Origin of the sequence: Sphingobacterium sp. UBA5670 (assembly GCF_002420705.1) — a bacterium.
Taxonomy (GTDB): Bacteria; Bacteroidota; Bacteroidia; order Sphingobacteriales; family Sphingobacteriaceae; genus Sphingobacterium.
In genome coordinates this window covers 298,961-315,330 of sequence record NZ_DIIM01000003.1, presented here as the reverse complement: position 1 = coordinate 315,330, position 16,370 = coordinate 298,961, and the positions used below count along the sequence as shown (strand labels likewise).

The 16,370-nt window shown below is 38.1% G+C and carries 18 protein-coding genes; 13 read left to right on the top strand and 5 right to left on the bottom strand.

Translation table 11 applies throughout. The features are described 5' to 3' along the window. Positions 1 to 51 precede the first annotated feature (51 nt). Both B3C94_RS04165 and B3C94_RS04160 read right to left on the bottom strand, forming a co-directional pair. Positions 52 to 1,428, bottom strand: coding sequence for a PSP1 domain-containing protein (locus B3C94_RS04165; RefSeq protein ID WP_293899467.1), 1,377 nt, complete (start codon positions 1,426 to 1,428; stop codon positions 52 to 54). Between the two features lie 10 nt (positions 1,429 to 1,438). Next, complete coding sequence (locus tag B3C94_RS04160; protein WP_293899464.1) at positions 1,439 to 2,581, bottom strand: ATP-binding protein; 1,143 nt, start codon at positions 2,579 to 2,581, stop codon at positions 1,439 to 1,441. Between the two features lie 209 nt (positions 2,582 to 2,790). Between B3C94_RS04160 and dnaN the strand changes: the two genes are divergently transcribed. From dnaN to B3C94_RS04110, 10 genes are all read left to right on the top strand, one after another. Then, positions 2,791 to 3,912, top strand: a complete 1,122-nt coding sequence (gene dnaN, locus B3C94_RS04155; protein WP_293899462.1) for a DNA polymerase III subunit beta — start codon at positions 2,791 to 2,793, stop codon at positions 3,910 to 3,912. Positions 3,913 to 3,925: 13 nt separating this feature from the next. After that, positions 3,926 to 4,588 (top strand): DedA family protein, encoded by a 663-nt coding sequence (locus B3C94_RS04150; RefSeq protein WP_293899459.1) that lies wholly within the window; start codon positions 3,926 to 3,928, stop codon positions 4,586 to 4,588. A gap of 24 nt (positions 4,589 to 4,612) precedes the next feature. Next, entirely contained in the window at positions 4,613 to 5,260 is a 648-nt protein-coding gene (locus tag B3C94_RS04145) for a DedA family protein (protein ID WP_293899456.1), read from the top strand. A gap of 281 nt (positions 5,261 to 5,541) precedes the next feature. Further along, positions 5,542 to 6,117, top strand: a complete 576-nt coding sequence (locus B3C94_RS04140) for a CAP domain-containing protein (protein ID WP_293899453.1) — start codon at positions 5,542 to 5,544, stop codon at positions 6,115 to 6,117. Positions 6,118 to 6,196: 79 nt separating this feature from the next. Next, positions 6,197 to 7,072 carry a YicC/YloC family endoribonuclease gene (locus B3C94_RS04135; RefSeq protein WP_293899449.1) on the top strand — a complete coding sequence of 292 codons (876 nt, stop codon included), beginning with the start codon at positions 6,197 to 6,199 and terminating at the stop codon, positions 7,070 to 7,072. Between the two features lie 2 nt (positions 7,073 to 7,074). Further along, complete coding sequence (gmk, locus tag B3C94_RS04130; RefSeq protein ID WP_293899446.1) at positions 7,075 to 7,644, top strand: guanylate kinase; 570 nt, start codon at positions 7,075 to 7,077, stop codon at positions 7,642 to 7,644. Between the two features lie 4 nt (positions 7,645 to 7,648). Beyond that, on the top strand, positions 7,649 to 8,224 hold the full coding sequence (gene nadD / locus B3C94_RS04125) for a nicotinate (nicotinamide) nucleotide adenylyltransferase (RefSeq protein ID WP_293899443.1): 576 nt from the start codon (positions 7,649 to 7,651) through the stop codon (positions 8,222 to 8,224). 185 nt (positions 8,225 to 8,409) lie between these two features. Next, the gene (locus tag B3C94_RS04120) at positions 8,410 to 9,165 is read left to right on the top strand and encodes a hypothetical protein (RefSeq protein ID WP_293899440.1); all 756 of its coding nucleotides are present in this window, start codon (positions 8,410 to 8,412) and stop codon (positions 9,163 to 9,165) included. After that, a complete protein-coding gene (locus B3C94_RS04115; protein WP_293899437.1) occupies positions 9,146 to 9,928 on the top strand; it encodes a hypothetical protein in 783 nt (260 codons plus the stop codon). The genes B3C94_RS04120 and B3C94_RS04115 overlap by 20 nt, the downstream gene beginning before the upstream one ends. Then, entirely contained in the window at positions 9,925 to 10,788 is an 864-nt protein-coding gene (locus B3C94_RS04110; protein ID WP_293899434.1) for a formylglycine-generating enzyme family protein, read from the top strand. Before B3C94_RS04115 ends, B3C94_RS04110 begins: the two co-directional genes overlap by 4 nt. Positions 10,789 to 10,869: 81 nt before the next feature. Here the strand turns inward: B3C94_RS04110 and B3C94_RS04105 are convergent, their stop codons facing one another. Genes B3C94_RS04105 through kduI form a run of 3 tightly spaced genes read right to left on the bottom strand, consistent with a single transcriptional unit; the run spans position 10,870 to position 13,618 of the window. Beyond that, positions 10,870 to 11,634, bottom strand: a complete 765-nt coding sequence (locus B3C94_RS04105; RefSeq protein WP_293899699.1) for an SDR family oxidoreductase — start codon at positions 11,632 to 11,634, stop codon at positions 10,870 to 10,872. Between the two features lie 5 nt (positions 11,635 to 11,639). Continuing rightward, positions 11,640 to 12,761, bottom strand: a complete 1,122-nt coding sequence (locus B3C94_RS04100; protein WP_293899431.1) for a DUF4861 family protein — start codon at positions 12,759 to 12,761, stop codon at positions 11,640 to 11,642. A gap of 11 nt (positions 12,762 to 12,772) precedes the next feature. Continuing rightward, positions 12,773 to 13,618, bottom strand: coding sequence for a 5-dehydro-4-deoxy-D-glucuronate isomerase (kduI, locus tag B3C94_RS04095; protein WP_293899428.1), 846 nt, complete (start codon positions 13,616 to 13,618; stop codon positions 12,773 to 12,775). A 534-nt stretch (positions 13,619 to 14,152) separates the two neighbouring features. Here kduI and surE point away from each other — a divergent pair. The 3 genes from surE to B3C94_RS04080 are packed head-to-tail and all read left to right on the top strand — an operon-like array spanning position 14,153 to position 16,119. Beyond that, positions 14,153 to 14,923 carry a 5'/3'-nucleotidase SurE gene (surE, locus tag B3C94_RS04090; RefSeq protein WP_293899425.1) on the top strand — a complete coding sequence of 257 codons (771 nt, stop codon included), beginning with the start codon at positions 14,153 to 14,155 and terminating at the stop codon, positions 14,921 to 14,923. A gap of 19 nt (positions 14,924 to 14,942) precedes the next feature. Next, positions 14,943 to 15,203 (top strand): hypothetical protein, encoded by a 261-nt coding sequence (locus B3C94_RS04085; RefSeq protein WP_293899422.1) that lies wholly within the window; start codon positions 14,943 to 14,945, stop codon positions 15,201 to 15,203. A 46-nt stretch (positions 15,204 to 15,249) separates the two neighbouring features. After that, the gene (locus B3C94_RS04080) at positions 15,250 to 16,119 is read left to right on the top strand and encodes a menaquinone biosynthesis family protein (RefSeq protein WP_293899419.1); all 870 of its coding nucleotides are present in this window, start codon (positions 15,250 to 15,252) and stop codon (positions 16,117 to 16,119) included. Positions 16,120 to 16,370 lie beyond the last annotated feature (251 nt).

Genomic DNA, 16,370 nt, shown 5'->3' with positions numbered 1-16,370 from the left:
TTATCTGTAAAAAGAATATGCCTAATGTGTTAAAATTAGGGATATTTTATTTTATTCTGCTTTTGGGGCAGTGTTGTTATTATTACCCTTATTTTTATTGCGGTGTCTATTGAATCGCTTTTTAGGTCTATTGTTTGTTCCCTCTTTATTGTCTTTATTTGCTGTAGGAGCGACAGTATCGGTCGCTAACTGAGGTTTAGAACCTTGTCTGGGTACATTTTGTTCGGATTTATCCGTTTTTTGACCAGCTTTAGTTTCCGGTTTAGCGGTATTGCTTTTGGTTTTCCTTTTCTTCTTTCTTTTATTCCGATCATCAAGTCGAGTTAAGCTATCTTGCCCGACTACGTTTTCGTAATCGTAATTGATATTTTTCTCTTCTTTGATTTCATCGGTATCTATTGCACTTGAAATCGCTTCAGGTTTGATTCCCTGTTTATTCATTTCAACAAGCTCTTTTACTTGTTGGACTGGTAGCGCGATCCAATTTTCGGCTCCTGGAAAAGAGAACCACATCATTTTTTTAAAGATATCGGTCTTTTGAAGATAAGCGACTCCCTTTTGCGTTTCAATTCGGTCTATGTTATTCGGAATATCTTTTAATGCATCCATATAACTATCCAATTCATAATTGAGACAGCATTTCAATTTTCCACATTGTCCAGCTAATTTTAGCGTATTCAGGGACAGATTTTGATAACGTGCAGCTGACGTGGAAACAGTTTTAAAATCCGTTAACCAAGTCGAACAACAGAGTTCACGGCCACAGGAACCAATACCGCCTAGACGGCTTGCTTCTTGTCGCATACCTATCTGACGCATTTCAATCCTTATCCTAAATGCTTCAGCCATTTTTTTGATGAGTTCACGAAAATCCACGCGGCCCTCAGCAGTGTAATAGAAGGTAGCCTTCGTTTTATCACCCTGATAGTCTACGTCAGAAATCTTCATGGATAAGCCTAGGTCCAAAGCCAATTTACGGGCTTTGTGCATAGTTTCCCATTCGAGATCTTTTGCTGCGTTATACTTCTCTACATCTACCTCATTTGGTTTCCGATAGATTTTCTTTGTTACCATTTCTGGGGTAACATTATTCTTTTTTAATTGTAATCTGACCAATTCACCTGTTAGGGAGATGTGTCCGACATCATAACCACCAGTTGAAGGTTCTACAACGACCATCTCACCCATTTCCAGGTAGATATTATCTACATTAATAAAGAAATCCTTTCGTGATCCCTTAAATCGTACTTCGACGATATTAAATGGTTTATAATTTGAAGGCATATCCATATCGGAAAGCCAGTCATATACATCTAATTTATTACATCCGCTAGTCATGCAGGAGCCATTATTCTGACATCCTGCCGGTGTACCATTTGCTGTGGTAGTACCGCAACCTCCGCCGGATGAGCAACTGCCACATCCCATAGTTTTCTATTTATATATATTGAGTTCCTTTCGGAAACGTTTTGTACTTGTATATTAATGTTAACTGCAAAGATAAATCTAAAAATAATATTTTGGGATTCGCATTTCTTTCTATAAAATAATGCGTTTCCTCAAATAGATTTATGGTTGCTTCGATTTGTTCAACGGTATAATGTACTGCAAATTTTTGAACAAAGTCCAATTCTTTGGTCGGTAAGAAGACAAGACTTGAAAGTCCTTCTTTGATCAAAATGATTTGGCGCATCATATTAATCGCATAGAAAAGAAAACTTTTCTGGTTTTCTCTTCCTATTTTTGAGAGTTCTTCTTCTACCAAAGAAATCATATTGGTACCGGCATCTGAAACGATGAAGCGCAGCCAATTGACCAAAATTCCAAAATGATTATTTGTTTGGGACTGGATCTGATTCATTGCTTCCTGCAGATTTCCATCCGCAATAAAAGCAATCTCTGCGGCCTCCTGATCTGAAAGATGATGGACGCTCTTTAAGTGTTGTGAAACCTCAGCATGGTTCAATTTCTTGATTTTGACCAGTTGCGTACGCGATATAATCGTATTTAATATTTTGTCCTGATTTTCAGCAACCAGAATAAAGAGTGTTTTTTCTGGAGGTTCTTCGATTAATTTCAATAGTGCATTACCTTGCGTATCCAAGTATTCTGGCAGCCACATAATTAAAACTTTATATTCGGCTTCGAATGATTTAAGGCTTAATTTTTTGATGATGCCATGCGCCTCGGCAATATTGATATTGACCTGTTTGTTGTCTGCATCCAGTTGATTACGCCAATACTCCAATCCCATGTAAGGATTGGAAAGAAAAGATTTTCGCCAGCTTTCCGCATAGTCTGCTGCTGTATCTTCTTTATGTTTGGCTATAAAAGGATAGGACATATGAAGATCCGGATGGATCAGTTTGCTATATTTCCGACATGATGAACATTGGCCACAGCTGTCTGTAGGTTGCCGGTTTTCGCAATTCAAAAATTGTGCGTAGGCATAAGCCAAAGCAAGGCTACCTGAACCTTCGGGACCTAGGAATAATTGGGCATGACTCACACGATTTTCCTGAACCGTGCGAACTAAATGTTCTTTGATGTCTTTATGCCCAATGATCTCTTTAAACTGCATACACTACTGCTATTATACAAATGTAATAAATATTGTGATTTATCGAGCCGAATTTGCTTTCTATACTTTTGGTGCAGTGCTTATTAATTGAAATACAAATGCTTATTTGAGGCTTGGAAATCTCTTTATGTGGAAAGAAAGGCGCCTATAAAACTGAAAAATATTGATTAATTTGTGTATTATTGCACATAATAATTAGTATTCAGGAAATGAGATTCATTGTATCAACATCAATTTTATTAAAGCAGTTACAAGCTATCAATGGCGCATCCAGTACAAGTACTGTTTTGCCAATCTTGGAAAACTTTCTTTTTGAAATAAAAGACAATAACTTGACTATTTCTGCTACGGATCTGCAAACAAGTATGGTTACTTCGCTACAGATTGAGGCAAAAGAAGAAGGAAGAGTAGCCATGCCTTCGAAGATTTTGATTGAGACATTAAAAACTTTGCCAGATCAGCCGGTAGCATTTTCAGTAGACATGAATACCTTGGCTATCGAAATCAGCGCAGGTGATGGTAAGTATAAATTGAGTGGAGAAAACGCTGACGATTTTCCTAAAATTCCTTCTATTGATAATGGTTCTGTTATTCAGATGCCAGCTCCTATTTTATCGGAAGCGATCAGCAAAACAATTTTTGCCGTTAGTAACGATGAATTGAGACCGGCAATGTCAGGTGTTTTGGTACAGTTAGCTGAAAAGAATGTGACTTTTGTTTCTACAGATGCACACAAATTGGTACGTTATTCAAGAACGGATATCGGTGCTGAAAAACCAGCATCCCTTATTTTGCCGAAAAAAGCACTTTCATTGTTAAAATCTTCCCTGCCATCAGATGATGTGGCAGTATCCATTGAATATAATCAGACCAATGCGTTCTTTAGCTTTGGCAATATTAATTTGATCTGTCGTTTAATTGACGAGCGTTATCCAGATTATGCTGCTGTAATCCCTCAAGTCAATCCAAACAAGTTGACTGTAGACCGCTTATTGTTCTTGAATACATTGAGACGTGTGGTGATCTTTGCCAATAAAACGACACACCAGGTTCGTCTGAAAATTTCAGGTAGTGAGTTGCACATCTCTGCCGAAGATCTGGATTTTTCTAATGAAGCACATGAGCGCTTATCTTGTCAATTTGAAGGAGACGATATGGAAATTGGTTTTAATGCCAAGTTCTTAGTTGAAATGCTAAATAACCTAGAGAGCGAAGAAGTTGTTTTGGAGATGAGTACACCAAATCGTGCTGGCTTATTGATCCCAGCAGTATCAGAAGATCATGAAGATATTTTGATGTTGGTGATGCCTGTTATGTTAAACAACGCTTAATATTCTTCTCGGTTTGGAAATAATTACACACCTCATTGACTTTATTCTCCATATTGATAAACATTTGGTTGAAATAGTCAATGATTATCAGACTTGGACATACCTTATTCTGTTTCTTATTATTTTTGTAGAAACCGGGGTGGTTGTCATGCCTTTTTTACCGGGAGATTCTTTGTTGTTTGCTGCAGGCATGCTAGCAGCACAACCAAATGATCTCAATGTATGGCTGATGATTTTCGTTTTGTTGGTTGCGGCGGTTTCCGGTGATTCCTTGAATTATTCTATCGGAAAGCATTTTGGTATGCGCTTAACAAAATTTAAGCTCTTTGGTAAACAGGTTGTCAAAGATGAGCAGATTGCCAAGACGCATTCTTTTTATGAGAAATATGGTAGTAAAACGATCGTTATAGCGCGCTTTGTACCGATTGTCCGCACCTTGGCACCTTTCGTAGGTGGTATTGGAAAGATGAATTATGGTACTTTCATCACGTATAATGTTGTAGGAGCTGTCTTGTGGGTGGGGGGAATAACCCTCGCCGGATATTTCTTGGGAAATATTCCGATTATCCGGGATAACTTCTCGAAGGTGGTACTAATCATTATTTTTATATCTGTATTGCCAATAGTCATCGAGGTCATAAAAGAAAAGATAAAAACTAAAAAGGGAGTCCAATAGGATTCCCTTTTTTTATGGATCAAAATGGAAACGATCACACAACTCATTGATTTTATATTGCATATTGATGGACATCTTTTGCAGCTGATCAATAGTTATGCGAACTGGACTTATTTGATTTTGTTTTTGGTCATCTTTGCTGAAACAGGATTTGTTGTCACACCTTTTCTTCCCGGAGATTCTGTTTTATTTGCCTTGGGAGCGATAATTGCCCGACCAGACTGTCAGCTCTCTTTGTCCCTGTTTATTTTCATTTTAATCTTGGCTGCTATTTCTGGCGATTTCGTGAATTATGAAATCGGTAAATATGTTGGAATAAGAGTTTTTAGACCAGGATCAAGGGTATTTAAACCTTCTTATCTGCAAAAAACACAGGATTTTTATGCCAAACACGGAACAAAGACCATCGTTTATGCACGGTTTGTGCCTATTGTTAGAACTTTTGCTCCATTTGTAGCGGGTATTGGTAAAATGCCCTATACTGTCTTTGGAAAATACAATATAGTGGGGGGCACATTATGGGTTTCTTTATTTATCCTAGCAGGCTATTACTTTGGACAGCTGCCATTTTTTAAACGTAATTTTTCCTTGGTTATCTTAGCCGTTATTTTTATTAGCTTAATACCCATGCTTATACAGTTTTTAGCTGCTACAAAGTCAAAAAAAGATTAAACGTTGCATACTAAATATCGTCTTTTAAGGTTAAAGGAATAGTTCGAATTATTCTTACTTGGGAAGCACTAACGTTGATGAACGAGCGATTGCTCTAAAAAATTATCAAGTAAACGAAGCGGGTAAAATTGCCCGAATATTCGAATCTACCATTGAAAGAGCGTTTTTTTTTTGTATGAAATATCCATATTTAGCATCTAAATATATTGATGAGAATAATCTGAATATCTCTTTATATAGAAAGGCTGCGCATCACGAGCTTATGAAATAACTATTTAGGTATGAATTATTTGGTTTTAGCATTTACCTTGTTTTTTACACAGTTTGCTTTAGCACAGCGTGTTGTTGTTGATCATCATCAAGCGAAAGAGGCTTATGAACTATTGAATAGAGTTCGCACAAACCCAGAAAAGTATAAGAAAGAACTCAAACTGTTTAATCTGCAGAAGATTAAACGGACTAAACTCCATTGGAACAATCAGCTGGCTGAGGTTGCTGTTTACCGCGCTAAAGACATGGCTAAACGCTCTTATTTTGACCATGTTTCTCCTGAGGGGTATGGGCCTAACTATTTCATTGAAGAGGCCGGGTATCAGCTTAATCCTGAATGGCTGAAAAAACGAAGTTCAAACAATTTTGAATCTATTGCTGCCAATCGTGCAAGTGCTACAGACGCCATTAAAGCCCTTATTATTGGAAAGGAGGCCCCCGGTTACCATCATCGTACGCATTTATTGGGTATGGATCAGTGGAATGCTTCCTTGTATGATATCGGAATTGGTTATGTGGAATGTAAAGGTGCCAGGCCTTATGAAAGTTATCTTGTTGTTATCATCGCCAAGCACGACTGGAACTAAAAGGAAGTTAATTTGGGGAGTATCAGCAATTAATCAATGCAGAGTATTCAATTTTTACTGAAAAGTCATACCTTTGCATATGATAAAATCCATGACAGGATATGGCACGGCTTCCGCTGATAACGGTAAAGTTAAATATAGTGTCGAAATAAAGTCCTTAAATTCAAAATTCCTTGAATTAAATCTCCGTTTGCCCAAAGTTGTTTCGGACAAAGAATTAACCCTGCGGACTGAAAGCAGCAAACTTATTGAGCGTGGTAAAGTTAACATGAATGTAACTGTCGAATACACGGATCAAACAGCAAAAGCGTCTTCCATCAATTCTGATTTACTTAAAAAATATTACAGTCAATTGCAGCAGATTGCATCCGAGCTCAACGACACAAATGTCAACCTGTTTGAACTTGCATTAAATATGCCTGAGGTAATCACCAATAATGATGATTCGGTTGATGACGAAGAATCTAAAGTATTAATGGATGCTTTTTATGATGCGGTCAAACGTTTTAATACATTTCGTGAAGATGAAGGCAATGTACTTGCAGAAGACTTAAAGAAGAGAGCCGAGCTGATATTGACCTATCTTGGACAAGTGGAAGATCTAGAGGTAGAACGTATTCCATTGATCAGACAGCGTATCGAGCAATTTTTAAATGATACGGTGGGTAAGGAGAATGTAGATCAAAATCGATTTGAACAAGAACTCGTTTATTACATTGATAAATTGGATGTAACTGAAGAAAAAGTCCGATTGCGCTCCCACTGTAATTACTTTTTAAAAGCATTTGAATCTGCAGATTCAAATGGAAAAAAATTGGGTTTTATTTCACAGGAAATGGGAAGGGAGATCAATACCCTGGGCTCTAAAGCAAATCATGCGGGCATTCAACAGATTGTAGTCCGAATGAAAGAAGAATTAGAAAAAATAAAAGAGCAATTGCTCAACGTATTATAAGAATGAGCGGTAAATTAATTATATTCTCGGCGCCATCGGGAGCGGGAAAAACAACAATCGTAAGGGATCTTTTAAGTAAACATGGCGATAAAATAGAGTTTTCCATTTCAGCGAGTACACGCGATCCCAGAGGACAGGAAGTGAATGGAAAAGACTACTATTTTATGTCGAAAGAAGAGTTTTTACATAAGGTAGCCAAACAAGAGTTTATCGAGTTCGAAGAAGTTTATTCAGGTACATTTTATGGGACGCTGCGTTCTGAAATTGAACGTATTTGGAAAGAAGGCAAACATGTTATTTTTGATATCGATGTTGTCGGCGGATTACGTTTGAAATCTAAATTTCCAGAACAGGCAATCTCGATATTCGTTCAGCCGCCTTCTTTGGAGGTTCTTAAGGAACGATTAACAGGACGTGGAACGGACTCTGAGGAAAAACTACAGGAGCGGTTTGCGAAGGCTGAATTGGAACTTACGTATGCTAATAAGTTTGATGTTATATTGAAGAATTTTGATTTAGCTACCGCATGTGCCGATGCGGAAGAAATCGTCATGGGATTTATCAATAAATAGGTTCATGCGTAAGATTGGTTTATTTTTTGGCTCTTTTAATCCGGTGCATATTGGGCATCTGATCATTGCAAATTATATGGCCAACTTTACTGGACTGGATGAAGTTTGGTTTGTGGTTTCTCCACAGAATCCGTTTAAAAAGAAATCTACGCTGGCAGATCCCTATGACCGTTTGGAAATGTTGAATCTTGCATTGGAAGATTGTGAACATTTGCGGGTCAGTGATATTGAATTCCACTTGCCCATACCATCGTATACCATCGATACCTTGACGCATCTAAAGGAGAAATACCCTAATCGGGAATTCGTGCTCCTAATGGGGCAGGACAATTTGGAATCGCTGGAAAAATGGAAGAATGCTGATATTATTTTGCGTGATTACCAAATTTATGTTTATCCGCGGCCGGGGTACGGAACTGAAAAATTTAAAGATCATCCTTCAATTATCATGACAGAAACACCGTTGATGGAATTATCTTCTACTTTTCTGCGGAAAGCAATTAAGGAAAATAAAAATATTCAGTTTTTTACACCGCAAAAGGTAATTGATTTTATCGATAAAAAAGGTCTTTATTCCTAATTTAAGTAACAATATACAAAGCAAAAATCCCTAGATTGAATAAATCTGGGGATTTTTGTTTTGTATGAGATAGCCAGTAAAAGGCTAATTTGCTTAGATAGTGCCGAAAAGATTTTAGAAAATAAAGAGGAATAATTTTTGTAGGCATAATTTCTTTATTTTTAAAATTAATTAAATCATACGATATGAAAAGGATAGTTTTATTTATTATCTCTTTAGCTTGTTTTGGGAATGTTTTCGGACAAACAGATCAGACCGATGAAAATAATCTCTTCATGGATCCTGCTGCTATCGAAATGCGAAGCAAAATGACCATACCTCCTTATGGCTTGGACAAGGTAAAAGCATTAATTGCAAAAATAATCCCTGAAGAAGATAAAGAAATGACGGATGCAGGAACAAATGCGATTTCGGCTGTTGATTTTAAAAAGCTATCTCTACGTGAAAAATTTACCTATACCATGATTCACGCGGAGTTATATGCACAGAATTGTGCTATACCTGAGTACCAAACACAGATAGACAAAAAGATCTTTGGGACATTATTAGACGGTTTCAATGAATCTTCCTGGTCACAGAGACAGACCGATTTTCTGCAGGAAAATAGAGATTCTATTCTGAAACTTATTCAAGAATCTGTCGCGAGAAGCAAACGTATGGGGGTAAACTATAAGCATGCCCTAGTGGAATTAAACGCTTGGCAAATGATTCCTTTTATCATTGACTATGGTAAGAGAACACCGAAAGACAAGGATGCATTGACCCTGTTGCTGTTGCTTATGAAACGTGGTGAATATAATGAATTTATTAAATCTGCTTCGTTTAAAAAGTTGTATGGAGAACAAAGTAATTATTATTCTTATTTAAATTACAACAAAGAAAATGAAGCTTTGATCTTTAGTAGGGCGCTGAATTATTACAATGAGAAAAAAAGCAAGTAGAATATTTGGGCTTTTGATCCTCTTTTTGGGAGGATTGTGTTTTAACTTCGTTAAGGCACAGGAATACAAAGATGTTGCCTGGAGTGATCCTCGTCCTCAGGATTCCTCGTATTATGCCTTTCGTGAAAAAAATAGTATTCCTCCTTTTAATAGAAAAAAGGTTCAAAATCTAATAGATAAACGTTTAAGTACTCTTCCTGATGAAGCATTGACTGACTATGATGGCGGAATATCTATCCGTGATTTTAATACCTTAAGTTTTGAGGAAAAATTCACATACACGATGATTTATCCAGAAATATTTAGTCAAGCTTGTGCGGAACGCATGTTTTTATATGACCCTCAGAATAAAATATTCGGCCAGTTGCTTTTCGTTTATGGAGGTGTTTTTTGGAGTGATCGGCAGATCTCTTTTATGAAAAAGAATAAAGAAAGGGTGTTAGGATTAATACAGAATCTAGCTGTAAAGAACCATGAGATGGGTTTAAATTACAAGTCGGCAATTTTGGAGATAGATGCCTGGGAAAGCATTCCCTTTTTGATTGACTTTTACCGGTCAAACCCAAGGGACAAAGATATATTGACAACACTTTTGCTGCTCTTAAAAAAAGCGAAAATTTCTGATTTCGAACGATCGAAAATATACAGCAAACTATATGGTTCGGATGTGAGCTATGACAGCTGGATAAACTTTTCTGAGGCAAATGAGCGGTATATTCTTGAAACCGCGGCAGCATATTATAAGATACAGCAAGGAAAATGAGAAAGTTACTCTATTTGGTGGGATGGATTCTCCTATACTTTCCATGTGATGCGCAGGAAAACAATTATGTTCAAATTCCAGCCGGTAATTACCATTTAGGTGATACCCTAAGTCTAGACAATCCCAAAAGAACTGTATATATCGAATCATTCTGGATTTCCAAATATGAGCTGACCAATGCTGATTTTGAAAAATTTGTTCGGGCAACAGGCTATAAAACATTAGCGGAGCGCTATCACAACGCTATGGTCTTTGAACCCGGACTGGAGGAATTTCGTTGGTTGCAAGATAGTACAGCCTATTGGCGCTTTCCAAATGGCATAAGCCGTGGTGGTATTGAGACAAAAATGAACCATCCGGTTACCTGTATTTCCTTCAGGGATGTATTAGCATATTGCGAATGGGCTTCATGCAGGTTGCCATCTTTTGATGAGTGGGAGGTTGCGGCGAGAGCAGGCAGTGAAGGTTATTATTTTGACGGTGTCGATAAAGAGAATATCGGCGACTACGCAAATATATGGCATGGAAGAAATCATTTGAAAGCCGATGTTTCAGATGGATATCTTTATACCGCTCCAGTTGGAAAATTCAAACCAAACCCATGGGGACTTTACGATATTTTTGGTAATGTGTTTGAATTCTGTACAGGTAAACTCAAAAGAGATGGTGATCGCTCTATTGCACATGCCCGTGGAGGCTCCTGGTGGTGCAGCAAAAATAGCTGTGCGGCATTCAATACGGTGTATATCGGTTCGGTAAGCCCCAATGCATCTTTTAGCAATTTGGGATTTAGAACCGTAAAAAACTTTCATGATTCCTTTGGATCAACAACGGGCATGAAAGTTTTTGATGGCCTTTGAAAACAGACACTTTCAGAAAAAAAGCCTTTATCCCTTCGGACAAAGACTTTTAAAACAAAACTATCGTAAAGATGGAATTTTTTATCTTCCCATCCAGCCGCCATCGACTGTAAGGATGGTTCCATGTACATAATCAGATGCTTTTGAAGCGAGAAATACAGCCGGTCCTTTAAAGTCTTCCGGAGTACCCCAGCGCCCTGCCGGTATACGGTCCAAAATGGATTTGGAGCGTTCGGGATCATCTCTCAGCGCTTCTGTATTATCCGTAGCGATGTATCCTGGAGCAAATCCATTGACATTAACCCCTTTCGATGCCCACTCATTGGCAAAAGCTTTTACCAGAGACCCTACAGCCCCTTTCGAAGCAGCGTATCCCGGAACATTGATACCACCCTGAAAGGTCAGTAAAGAAGCTGTAAATACAATCTTTCCAGTTCCACGTGAAATCATGTCCTTTCCGATTTCACGCGTCAGTATGAATTGCGCATTTTGATTGATCTCAATGATTTCATCCCAATATTCATCGGGGTGCTCAGCAGCAGGTTTGCGGAGGATATTTCCCGCATTGTTAAAAAGGATATCAATCGTAGGATGTGCTGATTTTACATTTTCTATGAACTTGTAGAGTTCTGTCCGTTTAGAAAAATCACATTGATAGGCGTAGAAGTTTCTACCCAATGCTTTTACGGATTTTTCTACGGCAGAGCCTTCAGTTTCCAATGACGCTGAAACGCCGATAATATCGGCTCCAGCTTCAGCCAATGCTTCGGCAATTGCCTTACCGATTCCTCTTTTGCAGCCTGTTACCAAAGCTACTTTTCCACTTAAGTCAAAAGATTCCAATATGGACATTATTTTGAATATTTTATTGTTAATGGTTGATCTAAATTATTTTTGAATGTTTTGACATAGGATTGCCATTGGTCAAAACTGCCTATTTTACCAGCTTTGTTGAAAGCAGCCCCCGCAAAATAAACTAGCGGTTTATTATTTTTGACCGTTGTCGCTAGTAAAAATTGTTGTGGACTATCTTTGAAAACATATTTTACTTTAGGCAGGATGACGGCAGTGCCGGTAATTTTATCTCCTTCGGCAGGCTCCCAGTAAGCCAAAATTCCATTTTTTACATCATTTAGAATTTGAGGTTTTTCCTCTTTCCTTTTGGCGATTCCCACGACAATTGGAGTCGCTTCTGAACTCGTATTTTTGACCGAATAGCTTATTTTGTTTAATTGGCTACCAGCATCTAGGGAGATTGTTTTTTCAACTTGCAACTGCTGACCTTTTACATTCTCGGGCTCATAGATGAGTTTAAATGTAGAGCGCAGAGGACCGTTATCCAATACTTCGTATTGGCGGTAATGCTTATGGTATACGACCTGCTGGTCAATAAATGGAGTCGCATCGCCAACCCCTAAGGTTTGTCCAACGGAATAGTAATCTAGGCCTTTGCCATGATCTGCATGATAATCACCGGTTTTGTACCATTCGTCTACGACAAGATCATTGCTGCGTTTTGCCCAAAAATCAAATCCCTGTGCATCCTCAGAAGTTCCTTCTAAGGCCTTTCCGTACGCTCTAAAAGCTGCAATGTCATTTTCCCAGGCAAAGTCATCTTTGCGTTCAGGGATGTACCTTGCGTAAGTCTTGGGGGCAACTGCCGTTGGCATATTTTCATTCACCCCAAATGTCAATGAACTTTTAGGAGCGATGCTTATTTGGATCAATACATTTTGGGCTGTTGGCTTTCCTAGTTTTTCAAGCTGGTAAGCCAATTCCTTTTTGTCCTTATCCACAATCGTAAATACATTGTTTTTTAATTCGAAGTGTTTTTCGAATGCTGTATAAGGGATGCTGATCAACTCCGTTCTTGCGCTTGCAGAAGGATTGCTTACGGTAATGGTTTTGTTGTTTTGCGCAGAAGCAACTGTTGAAAGCCCTAGCGCTAAGCTCAATACGACTGTTTTTTTCATTTGATAAAGGGTTACTTTAATTCAGTGATTGCACATTTGTCCATATCATCATAATCTAAATTTTCACCGGCCATTCCCCAGATGAAGGTATAATTTGAAGTTCCTGCGCCAGAGTGAATTGACCATGGTGGTGAGATGACGGCTTGGTCGTTGTGCATCCAAATATGACGTGTTTCATCGATAGGTCCCATAAAGTGGGATACAGCCTGACCTTCAGGTAACTCAAAATAGAAATAAACTTCCATCCGGCGGTCATGCGTATGAGATGGCATTGTATTCCATACTGATCCCGGTTTTAGTTCGGTCATGCCCATCTGTAATTGGCAGGTTTGTACAACCTTATTTAATAACATCTGGTTGATCGTGCGATGATTAGCTGTTTCTAATGAGCCTAATTCAATTTTATTGGAATCTTCTTTCGTTACCTTTTTAGTTGGGTAGCTGCAATGAGCCGGAGTCGAGTTTAAATAGAATTTCGCCGGATTATCAGTATCCTTACTTGAAAAATAGACCTCTTTGGCGCCCTGGCCAATGTAAAGTGCTTCTTTGGTATTGAGATCGTAGACAGTACCATCAACCTCAACCTCACCATTTCCACCAACATTGATAATACCCAGCTCTCTTCGGGAAAGGAAGTACGGTTCTTTTAGTAGTTCCGGAATAGTATCCAATTTTATTTTTGAATTTACAGGCATTGCGCCACCAGCCATATAACGATCGTAGTGGGTATAGACAAAGTTAATTTTATCTGCTTCAAAAACTTTTTCAATTAGAAAATTCTCTCTTAATCCTTGTGTATCTAAAGTTTTGTATTCCTTTGGCCCTATTGCATAGCGGGATTCAAAATTAATGCTCATAACTGAATTATTTTTTATTTGAATGCTAAATTTAGGGCTAATATTTGTCAATAACGATACAATGTTACGCAAACGATGTCGTAGTGTTTTTTAGCCCTCTGTTTTTTGAAATGTTCTTCTTTATCTAATGAATAACTTGACAACAACTTACTACCAATTGCTATAATAACGAGGGTATAACAGGGGTTTAACAAGGGGTTATCAGGGGGTTAACACGGGTATACCCCTGTTAACCCCCTGATAAAGCGCTTTAAAACTAGTATAATATCTCTTTTAATGCTAGTATTGGTATACTATTGATAATAAGTTAGTTTTCTGCCGCTTTTATTTTGAGACTGCTTTGTTGCTTACGCAATGTCTGTATGTACCGTTATTAATAATAATTGCCCGTAGTGTCAATATTATTTACATCTCGGTTTCAGATTTACTAACTTCGCATATGGTAAAGAAGAAATCCCCCATATGCTAAAAGCACAATCATGGATGGAGACAATTGGGGATTCCAGATGACCATAAAAGAGAAATAAATTACATATGAAACCTAATATTTTAGTTGTTAACGATGACGGTATTACAGCGCCGGGGATTAAGGTGTTGCTGGAGGAAATGCAGAAAATTGGAAATGTTGTCGTCGTTGCTCCCGATTCGGCGCAATCTGGAATGGGCCATGCTATTACACTCGGCAGACCGCTTCGTTTAGACAAAATCAATCTATATGAAGGCGTTGAGATGTATCAGTGTTCGGGAACACCGGTAGACTGTGTGAAGCTTGCTGTAAATAAAGTTTTTAAGGGGCAAAAACCGGATATCTGTGTTTCGGGTATCAATCATGGGCTCAATAATTCAATCAATGTTCTTTATTCAGGCACCATGTCTGCTGCGGTAGAAGGAGCTATTGAAGGTATTCCTTCCGTGGGATTTTCGCTTGATAATTTTTCCCATGATGCAGATTTTAGCTATTGTAGACCCTATGTGATTTCTATTGCTGAGCAAGTGCTGGCCAATGGTCTTCCTAAAAATACATTGCTGAATGTTAATTTTCCACAAACGCCAGGTTTTAAAGGTATTAAAATCTGTAGGCAGGCAGGTGGACATTGGGTAGAAGAATTTGATGAACGTATTGATCCGCATAACCGCGATTATTATTGGACAACAGGCAAATTTGTTTTGCAGGATAGAGGTGAGGATACCGATTGTTTTGCCCTGGCCAATGGTTATGTGTCTGTTGTTCCTACACAGTTTGATATGACAGCGCATCATGCTATTCCAGAGTTAAATTCATGGAGCTTTGATCATCTTGGATAAACGATTAGATAGAGCAAACGTGAAAAATAATTTTTGGATAGGGTTGGGTATTGGAGCTGTTTCTCCGGCATTGGCCCATGTTTTGGTACGTTTTACGGATATTGAAATTCATTTTTTGCCCGAAAAGCCTATGGCTGTCTATACCATGGCAGTATTGATTAATTTAGTGCTGTTGCGTTTTGTTTATCGCGCAGGAAATGATCATACAGGAAAAGGGATTATGGTAAGCACCTTTCTGGCTATGATACTCTATCTAATTACACATAAAGTTACTGTTTGATTAAATTTGTGAAGTCCCATCCTTTTGGTGGGAAAAAAAGAAAAAAATGAAATTGACATTAGGATTTTCTCCATGCCCAAATGATACATTTATTTTTGATGCCTTGATTCATCATAAAATAGATACGAAAGGACTGGAATTTGAGGTTGAATATCAGGATGTTGAAACCTTAAATTTGAAGGCTTTCAATGGCGATCTTGATATTACTAAGCTGAGCTATCATGCTTTTGCCTACGCTGTTGAAGAGTATGAGTTACTTGATGCTGGAAGCGCTTTAGGCTTCGGGGTGGGGCCTATGCTGATTACCAAGGATCCGAGATTAGCAAAATTGTTGCAACAAAAATTGGACAGAGCTGAAAGCTTAGAAGGATTCGATCAGTTGAAAGTGGGCTATCCTGGGAAGTATACAACAGCAAATTTTTTATTGGGTCTGGCATTCCCCGAATTAAAAAATAAGGTCGAATTGGTTTTTTCGGATATTGAAGGCGCTTTATTGGATGGATCGATTGATCTGGGACTAATTATTCACGAAAATAGATTCACTTATGCAGAAAAAGGGCTGCATAAAGTCGTTGATTTGGGTGAGTATTGGGAGAAGACGACAAAATTTCCGATTCCTCTTGGCGGAATTGTCGTAAAACGTAGTCTGCCACAAGAGGTGAAAGATACATTGAACGCAATTTTAAAAGAAAGTGTAGAATTTGCATTTGCCAATCCGAAATCAGGGCTTGAGTTTATTCGTGATCACGCGCAGGAGATGAGTGAAGAGGTGATGTATAAGCATATTGAACTTTATGTCAATAAATATTCAGTAGAATTAGGACTTGAAGGGCGTAATGCGATTTCGAAGATGTTTGAAAAGGCTCAGGAACTGGGTTTCATTCCACACTCAGCCAAAAAACTGTTTTTATCATAGCTCATTTATTGTCAGTAAGGAAATATATCGGCAAAAAAATCAGGTTAGCAATCTGGGCAAATTGGACTAAGTAGAGGAGAGATCGCTATTGGTTGTGTGGAACTGACATTTTCAATAAAAAATAACGTAAAAAAAATAGGTGTAAGCTGTTAGATATCATATCTAATAACTAAATTTGCCCGATTAGTGTCAAATTGTCTGCAATTTTACTTTGGAGTCATTATTGTACAAAATCTTAAGTTGAGATAGAA